This window comes from Methylibium sp. Root1272, assembly GCF_001425905.1.
Lineage (GTDB): Bacteria > Pseudomonadota > Gammaproteobacteria > Burkholderiales > Burkholderiaceae_C > Methylibium.
This window is the reverse complement of the sequence record NZ_LMDY01000003.1, coordinates 1-12,401: the sequence shown is the minus strand read 5'-3', so window position 1 is coordinate 12,401 and position 12,401 is coordinate 1. Positions and strand designations below refer to the sequence as shown.

The 12,401-nt window shown below is 62.1% G+C and carries 7 protein-coding genes; 5 read left to right on the top strand and 2 right to left on the bottom strand.

Features of this window, described 5'->3' with window-relative positions; translation table 11 throughout:
• Nucleotides 1-3 precede the first annotated feature (3 nt).
• The 4 genes from ASC67_RS04175 (at nucleotide 4) to ASC67_RS04160 (ending at nucleotide 5,103) form a co-directional block, all read left to right on the top strand.
• On the top strand, nucleotides 4-1,497 hold the full coding sequence (locus tag ASC67_RS04175; RefSeq protein ID WP_056315453.1) for a lipopolysaccharide biosynthesis protein: 1,494 nt from the start codon (nucleotides 4-6) through the stop codon (nucleotides 1,495-1,497).
• Nucleotides 1,498-2,646 carry a glycosyltransferase family 4 protein gene (locus tag ASC67_RS04170; RefSeq protein WP_056315451.1) on the top strand — a complete coding sequence of 383 codons (1,149 nt, stop codon included), beginning with the start codon at nucleotides 1,498-1,500 and terminating at the stop codon, nucleotides 2,644-2,646.
• Between the two features lie 72 nt (nucleotides 2,647-2,718).
• Nucleotides 2,719-3,951 carry a glycosyltransferase gene (locus tag ASC67_RS04165; protein WP_082535813.1) on the top strand — a complete coding sequence of 411 codons (1,233 nt, stop codon included), beginning with the start codon at nucleotides 2,719-2,721 and terminating at the stop codon, nucleotides 3,949-3,951.
• Nucleotides 3,952-4,020: 69 nt separating this feature from the next.
• Nucleotides 4,021-5,103, top strand: a complete 1,083-nt coding sequence (locus tag ASC67_RS04160; RefSeq protein WP_056315447.1) for a glycosyltransferase family 4 protein — start codon at nucleotides 4,021-4,023, stop codon at nucleotides 5,101-5,103.
• A gap of 193 nt (nucleotides 5,104-5,296) precedes the next feature.
• Here the strand turns inward: ASC67_RS04160 and ASC67_RS20465 are convergent, their stop codons facing one another.
• Both ASC67_RS20465 and ASC67_RS20945 read right to left on the bottom strand, forming a co-directional pair.
• Nucleotides 5,297-6,934 carry a polysaccharide lyase gene (locus tag ASC67_RS20465; RefSeq protein WP_156466652.1) on the bottom strand — a complete coding sequence of 546 codons (1,638 nt, stop codon included), beginning with the start codon at nucleotides 6,932-6,934 and terminating at the stop codon, nucleotides 5,297-5,299.
• Nucleotides 6,935-7,733: 799 nt separating this feature from the next.
• Nucleotides 7,734-8,054, bottom strand: coding sequence for a hypothetical protein (locus ASC67_RS20945; protein ID WP_056315443.1), 321 nt, complete (start codon nucleotides 8,052-8,054; stop codon nucleotides 7,734-7,736).
• Between the two features lie 259 nt (nucleotides 8,055-8,313).
• On the opposite strand from ASC67_RS20945, the gene ASC67_RS04145 reads away from it, so the two are divergent.
• A partial coding sequence (locus tag ASC67_RS04145) for a putative Ig domain-containing protein (RefSeq protein WP_056315441.1) occupies nucleotides 8,314-12,401 on the top strand: 4,088 nt, incomplete at its 3' end.

The window sequence follows — 12,401 nt, the reverse complement described above, 5'->3', positions numbered from 1 at the left end:
CTGATGGCTTCGCTCAAAGGTTTCGCTGTCATCAGGATCGCCACCGGGCTGTCTGGAATTGCGATTCCACTGATCCTGGTGCGATGGATGTCCGTCGAGGAATTTGCGCAATACCTGATCGCTGTTTCGGCGATCTCCATCGCCGGCATCGTGTCGGGCTTCGGGATGGATCGCGTCCTGTATCGATTCCTACCAGAGGCCTATCTGCGGAACGACGCCGTCTTCGCGAGAAAGCTGATCGGTGCCGCCTTCGCGCCGCGTGTGGTCTTGGCGCCGGTCGTTGTGATCGCGATATTGACCGCACTCGTGCCGTTGCGGGCGCAAGAAGCGATGTGGCTGCCAATCTCGTTGAGCTGTGCGCTGGCCATCATCGTGGGGCTGTCGGAAGTGGTGGGACACGCTGCCAGCAGCTTGATGAAGTTTCAGCTGCAGGCGGCGATCGTTTTCGCGGGCATCATCGTCCGGCTCGCCGTACTGTGCGCGATCTCGCTGCTCGTCGGTGTACTCAAGCTGGTCTGGGTGCTCCTGATTCTGGTGGGAATCGAGTTCCTGCAGCTGCTCGTCGTCGGCTTTGCAGTCGTGTTGCCGGTGCTTCGCCGGATGCGGATCGCCGAGGGGGGCGGCGAGCGCGCGAGTTGGCCATCGTGGCGCGCGTTGGGCAAGATGGCATTGTCCAACTACGGATCCTACATTCTCGGGCTGCCGTGGCAGGGCAGCGTGCTGCGCGTCATCGTGGGCGTTCACTCGGAGGCTGCTGTGATCGCCACTTTCGGCTTCCTGCAGACGCTTGCGGACCGTTTGAAGCAGTACCTGCCGATGCAGATCCTGCAGTCGGCGGTCGAGCCCGTGATGGTTCGGCGGTTCGCGGAAGGCGAGGATCTGAAGGTCATCATCGGCCAACTGGATCTGCTGCGCCGGGTGAGCTCCTATCCGATCATCGGATTGGCGGTCGTTTTCGCAATCGCCGGCGACCCGATTGTCTCGATCGTCACGGGCGGAAAGTACACCGATGCCGGCTTGTTGGCGGCCTTGATCCTGCTTGGCCTGGCTGCCAGCACCATCAGCTCCGTGCTCTGGATCTCCAGCAGCATCGCGCACGAGATGCCGTTGCTGCTCGGGCGGTTCGCATTGATTTCGGTGTTCCTGTTTCCGGTCATGTGGATCGCGGCCAAGTATTGCGGCGGACTGGGAGTCGCCGTGGTGGCCATGCTCGTCTCGCCGATGCTGTGGTGCGCGCTCCGGTGGAGTTCCAGCAAGGCGACCGCTGGGACCTGGGATTGGAGCAAGGATCTGAGAGTCGTGGTTCTGGCGATCGCGCTGGTGGTGATCGGCAAGAGCCTGGTTCATGACATGGCGGCCATCGCGTGCATCGCCCTGGCCGGCGGAGCGTTCTTCGTCTACGCGGCCGGGCTCGTGATCCTGCGGGCGCTGCGCCGGAAGGATCTGGAAGTGCTCAAGGAACTGCTGGCCACATCCGTGCTGGCGAAGGGTTCATAAATGAGTGTTCGGCCCCGCGTCGTTATCGGCACCTGGTTCTACGACAACCAGCCGGGTTTCCTGGATTTCAAGTACCGGATAGAAGCGCTGGCAAGGCACTACGATGTGATCCTCGTCTTGCGCGACGCGTCTTTCGAGAAGAATTTCGCCTGCGACCTCCTGACCGTCAAGATCCTGCCGACGGAACGTACCGGAAAGCGGCCGCTGTTCGATTTCATCCGGCGTCTTGCGCACCTCGTGAGAAGCGAGAAGCCCGACCTCGTTTTCCTGCTTGGTTCGCAGTTGGCGCTGGCGTCTTGGTTGATCTCCAGCGCTCCGGTCGTGTTGTACTGGAACGAGCATCCGAGTCACTTTTTCGGGGGGCAGCCAAGGGCGCAGTTCTTGAAGCGGCTTTTGGGCTCCTTGCTCGTGCGGGCCAGCTTTCTGGCGGCGGCCCGGTGCCGCCTGGTCATGCCGATCGGGGAAGCGCATTACGAGGATCTTTTGCAGCATGGCGTCTCCCGAGCGCGCCTCGAACTGGTTTACATGGGCGTCTCCGGCGATTTCTCCGGGCAGGGCTCAGATCGCGAGGCCCGAGGCACAGGAGCGCGCCTGCATCTCATCTACACGGGGACCGTTGCAAGGGAGCGAGGGCGCGATGTAATGCTGGAAGGGCTTGCGATCGCCTGTCGAGCCGGTGTGCCCTGCCAACTCACTCTGGTCGGCGCCGACGAAGACCAGCGGCGGTACTGCGTGAACCGGGCGCGGGAGTTGGGATTGAGCGACGAGATGCTGACGGTCGTCGGTCGTGTTCCCGGACCTGAGATTCCCCGCTATCTGAGGCAGGCCGATCTTGGCATCTGCATCTGGGAGGACAGGCTGTGGTGGCGATTCAATCCGCCCACAAAACTGTTCGAGTATCTGGTCGCCGGTCTACCGGTCTTGGCCAGCAGAATCAGAACGCACACCGACTACATCGACGACGGTGTCAACGGCTTTGTGTTCGATTACGATCCAAAGTCGTTGGCGCAATGTCTGGAGAGAATCTGGGCGCAACGATCCGATCTGTCGAAGGCTTCGCATCGGGCCGTGCTGAGCGGCGAGCAGTTCAAGTGGACCGGGATCGAGCCGAGGTTTCTCAATCTCGTTCACGATGCCTGCCCAGGCTGAAGCGGCGCAGCAGCGTACTTCGGGTCCGAACTGCAGCTGATTTTTCGTTCACTCAATGGCGTTTGCGTGCTGATGAGAATTCTGTATCTGGTTCGCGAACGATTTCCCTCCTTCCGTCCTGACGTGACGGAATTGTTCGGCGCCGAGTTGCCTCGGCACGGGGTCCGGTGCGTCGCCGTCATGCGCAGTGAGCGCCACGCTCAGACCACGCGAGTCGTGAGGATGGCGCGCTGTGCCGTGGTGGTCACGCCATACCATGGCCGTGGTGGCCTGGTGGGCAAATTGATCAACTGCATTTATCTGATCATGGGGTACGCCGCGTTCCTGTCGCTCGCCTGGCGTCGATCCTGGGACATCATTCAGTGCCGAGACGAGATCGGCGGAGCTTGGCTGGTTCAACTGGCATCGCTGTTCGGGACGTCGATCAAGAGCTATTGGCTTTCCTTTCCGTTTCCGGAATCGAGCATGGAGGAGGCCAGCAGAAGTCGAGGTCTGAAGAAGCGCGCGCTACAGATTCGTGGATGGCTCGGCGAGTGGTTGCTCTATAGAACCGGCCTGAAGCTCGTCGACCACGTGTTCGTTCAAAGCGAGCAGATGAAGCGTGATGTCGCTCGGTACGGAATCTCGCCGTCGAAGATGACGAGCGTCCCTATGGGGGTTCAGATCAGAGAGGAAGACATTGGCGAATATTCGTCGTTGCGTCCTCGATCCGAGCGGCTCGTCGTCTCCTATCTGGGCACGTTGACTACCGGGCGTCGGCTCGACTTCATGGTGCGCGTGATCGCGGAAGTTCGAAAGATCGTTCCCGACGCGGCGTTGCTGCTGGTCGGCGCCGCGGAATCCCAGGCGGAACGCTCGCTCATCTTCGACGAAGCGGATCGCCTCGGCGTCAGCGATGCGATCACGATCACCGGATTCCTGCCGCGGGCCGTGGCGTGGGAAAAACTGAGGGAATCGTTCGTGTGCGCGTCGCCGTTTTTCCCCATGTTCATTCTCAATTCGACGTCGCCCACCAAGCTCGTCGAGTACATGGCCTTGGGCATGCCGGTGCTGGCGAACGAGCACCCGGAGCAGAGTCTGTTGATCGCGGAAAGTGGCACCGGAAAATGCGTTGCATGGAACGAAGCGGCATTTGCCGAGGCCATCGTTTCGATGTGGACGAACGCCGACGAGACGCTGCGCAATGCAACCAAGGGGCCGGCATACGTCCTCGAGAATCGCTCCTACCGCGCTATAGGCGCTCGCGTGTACGATCAATACAAGAGTTTGCTACGCACCGAGGCGGAACGTTCGTTGGTCGCGTAGGAAGCAATAAGAACACTACGAGGAGACCGTCGCATGCCAATGCGATGCAGCGCTCGCTATTGAGTTCTCATGACAGCGACGCACAAGAACAAGAGGGTACTGATGCTGTGCACCGCAGCGCGCGGGGGCATGCGCGCCGTCGTCGAAGCGTACGCACGCGACGGGTTGTTCGAGCGCTGGAACGTGCTGCTGATCGCAACTCACGTGGAAGGGTCGCTGGCGCGGCGACTGGGCGCCATCGTGCTGGCCATGACGAGATTCCTCTTTCTCAATCTGTCAGGGCAGGTCTTGTTCGCTCATATTCATGCTGCCGCGGGGGGCAGCTTCTGGAGAAAGTCGATTTTTGGATTGGTAGCCCGCCTGTTCGGACATTCGGTCATCTTTCACTTGCACAGCGGCCACATCAGCGGGCATATCGATCGTTTGCCTCTCGTCGGGCAACGGATCGCCGGCTGGGTGCTGTCGAAGTTCTCCTGTGTTGTCGTCTTGTCTGAAGTGTGGCGAACGTTCGTCTTGCGGATTGCTCCGTCGGCGAAGGTTGCCGTCATTCCGAACTACGTGCTGCTGCCGACAACCGCGCCGGTGACACGGCCCCTGCGCGAGGGGCGTGCGCTCAATCTGCTCTTCTTGGGCTTCGTGGGATCAAACAAGGGCGTTTTCGAGCTCATTCCTGCCATCGCCCGCGCGCGAAGCACGGGCATCGATGTCCGCCTGACCATCGCCGGCCACGGAGAAGTGGAAAAGGCCAAGCGAATGGCGATGGATCTCGATGTTGCTGAAGCGGTATCTGTTATCGGGTGGATCGACGGCGAAAGAAAGCTGGAGCTTCTGCGGTCTGCGGATGTTTATGTCTTGCCTTCGCGCAACGAGGGCATGCCCGTCAGCATTCTTGAGGCGATGAGCTGGTCGATTCCCGTCGTGGCGTCGCGCGTTGGCGGTATTCCAGAAATGATCGACTCTGGAGTCGAAGGGCTTCTTGTCGAGCCGGGTGATATCGATGGAATCCTTGATGCGATCCTGCGCTTGGCAGCGGATCGGGAACTGCTGCCGCGCATGGGCCGAGCGGCCCGCAAGCGGGTCGAGTCCGAGTTCAGTAAGGACGTCGTGCTACCGAAGATGGAAGCGATCTATGAAAAGTTCTCGCGAACCTAGATGAACTGACCGACGGACGCAGCATGCCATTGCGCACGCTGCATTCTTACGCTTCTCTCGTACCACTGCGCTGCCTTCGGGAACTTCGATCGAATCGAAGTTCCCGAAGGCAGCGCAGCGTTCTACTTCTTGCGGGGCAGGTCAGTCAGATGGGCAAGCTGCCATTCAGAGGAGTGCCCGTCCGAGCTGTGTGTCACCGTGCCTTCACGTAGGCACGGATGTCGGCTTCTTTGTACTTGCCGTTCGGGTCATGTACGAAGGTCGGGGTCCTGAACAGCAGCGTCTTGGTGGGGAACTCGGCCGACCAGCGGTTGCCGCTCGTGTTGTAGCCCCAGGGGTAGAGGCCAAACTTCGCCCAGGGCGGGTTGGTCGGCGAGTTGTAGCTCAGGGGCCCCGAGTAGTCGATGATCTGCGTGCCATCGCGCCACACCTTGAAGTACGGTGCGTCACTGGTGAACGGCGAGATCTTTGCCTTGATCACGAAGTAAGTCCACTTGTTGATCGGCAGGCCGCTGGTGTTCCAACTGCGAGTCGAGTTCCCCGCCTGCGTCGGATTCGTGTTCGAGTTGTAGCGCGTGTAGAAGTTGATCTTGTCGCCAGCGATCGCTATGGCCATGAACGGATTGACCGTATTGCCCGCCTGATGCCACTGCGAAATGATCCCTTCCTCGGGCGTCGTCTCCCAGTCGGGCAGGTAGAGCCCGAACGCGTACCAGATGTCGGTCTTCGTCTTGAGGGCGCCAGCCTGCGTGGTCCACCAGCTGATCTCGCACCGCGGCGCGCCGGCCGTCAGGCCGTCGTTGACGTTGGGGCGAACCATCAAGGTCTTGCGGCCGGCATTCTCGGGGTCGGTGGCCTTGCCGAAGCGAGTCGAGCCGAGCACGTCGCTGAGGTAGGACCCACTGAAGCCGGCCTCTGAAAGGCTGCGAACCGACGCGTTCCTGCCGTCGCATTCAACGCCCGCGCCATCGCTGTCAGAAGCGAACGCATTGTTGGCGTTGAGTTCCGCAAAGACGTCACCAGGGGCGACCGTCGTCGTTGCTGTCGAGGGGGCGGGCGCAGGGGCCGGTGTCGGTGCTGGGGCCGGAGCGGCGGGAGCCGGCGTGGGTGCTGCGGCCACCGGCGCAGGCGCGGGGGCAGGGCTCGGAGCCGGAGCGGGGGCGGACGAGGCTTGAACCAGCAACTCGCAACGCTTGTAGACGGCAGGCAGAGGATCCTTGCCGAAGAATTGATTCGTACACTGCCCGCTGCCAGTCACGGAGCGCGAAATCCAGGTCGAACCGGACCCGAAGCGAACGACTTGCGTGCCGGTGACGGAGAACGGGTATTTCTCGTACGCAAGATGCGTATAGGTTCCCGCAGGTGCGGCGGCTGTCGTGCTGACCAAGACCTCGCAACGCTTGTACGTGGCTGGGGCGGGATCCACACCGAAGTACTGGTTGGTGCATTGCCCACCGTTGGTGACGGTCTTCGCGATCCAGGTGCTGCCGGACCCATAGCGGACGAGTTGCGTGCCGCTGACGGTGAAAGCATACTTTTCATAAGCCAGGAAGTTGTAGACGCCACTCGGAGCAACCGGAGCCGCGGCTGCGATCGTCGTCTTGGTGGAGGTCGGAGCATTGCCGCCGCTCGCCGTGGAATCTGAGCCGCTACTTGTCGTCTCAGTTTCAGTCGAGTCGCTCGGAGCCGTGACCGAGTTTCCGGAGGTGCTGGCGCCGCTGTCGACGATGGTGTCGCTACCGCCACTGCCGCCCCCGCAGGCCGCTACCGCGAATGCAGTCGCGATCAATTGCGCAATGATACTCAGGCGCGCCCCGTCAAATTGTTGCATTAATCTAACTCCTAGCTATATCTGTAAAAATAGAATGTCGTGGGACGGGCGGAATACTTGCGAATTGGAATTATCTATTTGCCAATCTTTTGACTCGGTGCGTGGTCGGAGATTATTTCCGTCACACGCAGGTCGGTATTCGTGAACCGATGAGCCGGATGCTAGGGAGACTCAGCTAAGCCCGTGTAACAGGCTGGTGATGGCGTAACAAAGCGATTACCGGTCAGGTTCCGTAAGGGAGCGGCAACTACGGTTTTAGGGGGGTAACGAAGAGGCGGCGGCTACGCTCGGCAGCGGCCCTCACGACGACCTGTTACGTTTCTTGCAGAGAGTCGAGCGTGCGCGACAAGCCAATTGGCAGGTGCTGGCCATCGGTGTGACCGTCGCGCGCGAGATTCGATGGCTTCGGGGCGGGGCCGCAGAGAGTCGGCGAGGGGGATGTCATCGCGCATGACTTCGGCGGGGACCGCTCGGCATTTACCCCTAGCTGCGGGGGTGCCCTGAGACAGATCGCCGCCTAATATGCTTTGCGGCGTCCTTGCGGCGCAGTTGTCGAAGCGTTTCTTGAAGCTGCGCAATCACGCGCATCGGCTTCTGACTTTCCCCACTATCGAAAACGAGATTCAGTGAGAAATCCGCAAATATCAGCTTGGGAGGCCATTCGACGCGCCTGTCCGGGGCTTGTGGCGGCAACTTGTCTGCTGATATCGGCGTGCGGCGGGGGGGGCGGCGGTAGTGATGCATCCGAGACGACGGCAGCATCGGCCAAGGCGAGCATTGCGGCGATCGCCGCGCCGGCTCAGGCGATGTGGTCGGCGCCTGTCGCGCTCACTTTGGTGCCATCGGCCGCAGCGAACCTACCGAATGGCAAGGTGCTGATGTGGTCGGCCGACAGCCGTTTCGACTTCACAAGCACTGCCGGTAATACGTATTCGACGCTGTTCGATCCAGCGACGAACACGGCAACCGAAAGGTTGATCAACGAAACCAACCACAATATGTTCTGCCCAGGCACCACCAATTTGCCGGACGGGCGATTGTTGGTCAGCGGCGGGTCGAGTGCAGGTACCACCAGCATATACAACCCGACGAACGGTGCGTGGACTGCCGCGGCGGCCATGAATATCCCGAGAGCCTACCAGGCAAATACGATTCTGCAGGATGGCTCGATTTTGACGCTCGGTGGTTCGTGGAACGGCGGGCAAGGCAACAAGCACGCTGAAATATGGACTGAGGCGGGAGGCTGGCGGAGGCTGACCGGCGTGGCGGTGAATCCCATGGTGGGGCCCGATCCTGGGGGGATTTTCCGGGGCGACAACCACATGTGGTTGATACCGACCGGGACAGGTCAGGTGCTCCAAGCGGGACCGAGCGCCAACATGAACTGGATCAACACCCAGGGCAACGGTTTCAGCGTTCCGGCCGGGACACGTGGGGACGATGCGTACGCGATCAACGGATCGACTGTGATGTACGACATCGGCAAGATTCTCAAGACGGGCGGCGCGCCGGCGTACGAGAACGTCGATGCCACGTCGAGTTCGTACGTGATCGACGTCAATGCTGGCTTGAGCGTGAAAAAGATAGCGCCGATGGGCTATGCGCGAGCCTTCCACAACAGCGTGGTATTGCCAAACGGACAGGTCCTGATCGTCGGCGGGCAGACCCGTCCCGTTCCGTTCTCCGACGATCGCTCGGTGTTGGTCCCCGAACTGTGGGACCCCGTCACGGAAGCCTTCACGACCATGCCGGCCATGACGGTGCCGCGGAACTACCACGGCGTTGCATTGCTGCTCCACGACGGTCGGGTGCTGTCGGCCGGTGGGGGCTTGTGCGGTCAGGGTTGCGCGGGAAACCACCCGGACGTGCAGATTCTGACGCCCAACTACCTGATGAACGCGGATGGCAGTGCGGCGACGCGACCCGTCATCAACACCTTCCCGGCGCAGGTTGAGTACGGCAAGAAGATGGCCGTGACGACAAGCGCGGCGGTGACGTCTTTCGTGCTGATCCGCTTGTCTTCGACAACGCACACGGTCAACAACGATCAACGGCGCATCCCGCTGACTTTCGCGTCGACCGGCACGAACAGCTACAGCATCGATGTCCCCACCAATCCCGGGATTGCGCTGCCGGGTCAGTACATGCTTTTCGCGCTCGATGGACAAGGCGTTCCCTCGGTGGCGAAGACGGTGCGTATCGGTGCCGGGACGGCGCCGCAGCTGCAGTCACCGGGCACACAAGCAGGAACGGCGGGTGTCGCGGTTTCGCTGAGCACGACCGCGACGGCGCCGAATGGTTTGGGCATCACGTTCAGAGCGACGGGGCTGCCGCCCGGCCTGAGCATGAACGCGACAACCGGCAGCATCACCGGCACACCGAGTGCGGGTGGCGACTACAAGGTCAGTATTTTTGCGGCCACCACTTCCGGCGAGACCAGCACGGATTTCATGTGGAATGTGGTCGGCGGTACGTCGGGGCCGATCTCCGTGCGATACGTCCGCCTGGAAGAAGTGACCGAGATCAACGGTGGGGCCTGGGCCTCGATGGCCGAGTTCAACCTGCTCGACACCAATGGAGCAACGATATCCCGCGCAGGATGGGCTGTGAGCGCGGACAGCCAGGAAACTCAGGGTGAGAATGCGGCGGCTGCCAATGCGATCGACGGCAATGCTGCTACGTATTGGCATACGCAGTGGTCCGGGGCCAACCCGGCGCCGCCGCATACGTTCACCGTGAACCTCGGCGCGGTGCGCAACGTCGGCGGCTTCAAGTACCTGCCCCGTCAGTCGGGCGCCAACGGCACGATCGCACAGTTCCGCTTCTATGTCAGTGCCGACGGCGTCAACTGGGGTGTCCCGGTCGCCGCTGGAGACTTCAGCACCATGGGTGCCAGGGCGGTGGAGAAGACCGTGCTGTTCACGGTGCCCGGGGCGAACCAAGCGCCGACGGTCAATTCGCCGGGCGCGCAATCGCACACGCAGGGACAGACCGTTTCGCTCGGGGTTTCTGCGAACGACCCGGACGGCGACACGCTGACGTATTCCGCAACAGGCCTGCCCACGGGTCTGAGCATATCGGCGAGCACCGGAGTGATCAGCGGTACGGTCAGCACGGCCGGCAACTACAACCCGACGATCACTATTCAGGATGGAAACGGCGCCAGCGACGGCACGTCGTTCGCCTGGACGGTGATCCCGGTCCAGCCGGTGATCGATCCCGTCTTGGCGCCGCCCGTCGTGGCAGGTGGGACGGCATCGTTCAACGTAGCGTCGAACCTGGGAACCGGGGTTCAGTACCGCTGGAATTTCGGCGATGGGTCGCCGGAGACTGCTTATTCCACAGCGACCACGACCACGCACGTCTACACGACGCCAGGGCTGTACACCGTGACGGTCACCGCACTGTCGACTTCCGGCGTCGTGAAGACGCTCAGCTTCACGCAGGCGATCTATGGCGCGATATCGGGAACGGCGCGTCCGAGCGGGTCGACCAATCTCGTCGTCGAGGTTCGCTCCGGCCAGAATCCGCGGGTCTGGTTGGTCAACCAAGACAACGACAGCGTCAGCGTCTTCGATGGTGTGACCTACAACAAGGTGGCTGAAGTTGCAGTCGGGGCCGCTCCGCGGACCGTCGCCGTCGCACCCGACGGTCGCGTGTGGGTTACCAACAAGAACGGCTCGAGCATCAGCATCATCAGCCCCAGTAGCTTGGCCGTTGTGCAGACGGTCGTATTGCCGCGGGCTTCGATGCCCTATGGAATTGCCTTTGCACCGAACGGCAGCGCGGCCTACGTCACGCTGGAAGCCAGCGGGCAGTTATTGAAGCTGAACGTCAGCTCGGGAGCCATCCTGGGCTCTGTGGCGGTGGGCGCCAACCCGCGCCATCTTTCGATACCCGCCGCGAGCGACCGCATCTTCGTTTCTAGGTTCATTTCTCCGCCTTTGCCTGGCGAGGGAACCACCGTTGTCCAGACAGAAGTGGCCGGCGTGAAGCGGGGCGGCGAAGTCGTGGTGGTGACGGCTGCAATGGCGATCGAGCGCACCGTCGTTCTGCAGCACAGTGACAAGCCGGATACCACGCTGCAGGGGCGCGGTATTCCGAACTATCTGGCGTCGCCGGTCATCGCGCCGGACGGGAAGAGCGCATGGGTTCCCTCGAAGCAGGACAACGTCAAGCGCGGGACGCGACGCGACGGGCTGGCACTGAACTTCGAAAGCACCGTGCGCGCGATCACGTCAAGGATCGATCTGGCGACGTTCACAGAAGACTATGCGGCGCGCATCGATCACGACAACTCGAGCCTCGCCAGCGCTGCGGTCTTCCATCCCACCGGGGCGTACCTGTTCGTGGCGCTGCAGACCAGTCGCCATGTCGCGGTGGTCGATCCGATCCGAGAGGTCGAACTGTTCCGCTTCGATGCGGGTCGAGCGCCCGATGGGGTCGTCGTCTCGCCCGACGGACTGACCTTGTACGTCAACAACTTCATGGACCGGACGTTGGGCGTCTTCGATCTGACGCGGCTGGTTCGGTATGGCGAATTCAGCGTGCTCGCGCCGTCAGCGATCGACGCGGTCGCCGTCGAGAAGCTCTCGGCCGTGGTGCTGGCCGGCAAGCAGTTCTTCTACGATGCCCGTGACACCCGGCTGTCTCGCGATGCCTACATGAGTTGCGCTGCGTGCCACAACGATGGTGGGCAGGACGGTCGCACGTGGGACCTGAGCAGCCTGGGAGAGGGCCTGCGCAACACGATCAGTCTCCGAGGGCGAGCCGGTGGGCAGGGCTTCAAGCACTGGAGCGGCAACTTCGACGAGATCCAGGACTTCGAAGGTCAGATCCGAACGCTCGCGCAAGGTGCTGGGCTGATGACCGACGCGCAGTTCAATACCGGCACGCGCTCGCAGCCGCTGGGTGCGGCCAAGGCCGGGGTCAGCGCGGACCTCGATGCGCTGGCAGCCTATGTGACCTCGCTCAATACGTTCGCGCCGACGCCGAACCGCAACGCGGACGGTAGTCTCACCACGGCTGCGGCGGCAGGTCAGACCGTATTCGCGAGCAAGTGCTCGGCATGCCATTCGGGAACGGCATTCACCGAGAGCGGCGCCAACACCCTGAGGGACATCGGCACCCTCAAGGCTTCCAGTGGCAATCGCTTGGGTGGGGCGCTGACGGGGATCGACACGCCGACGCTTCGCGATGTGTGGGCCACAGCACCCTATCTGCACGACGGGTCGGCGGCGAGCGTGACCGAGGCTATCCAGGCTCACACGGCCGTCACGTTGACGGCAGCCGAGCTGGCGAATGTCGCCTCTTACGTCGCGCAGATCGGTGCTGAGGAGGTGACAGCGCCGACCGGCACGCCGGGATCCGGAGGCGGCACCCAGTACGTGAGGCTGGAGGCGCTGTCGGAGGTGATGGGACGCGCGTACACGACGATGGCGGAGTTCAACCTGCTGGATGCGACTGG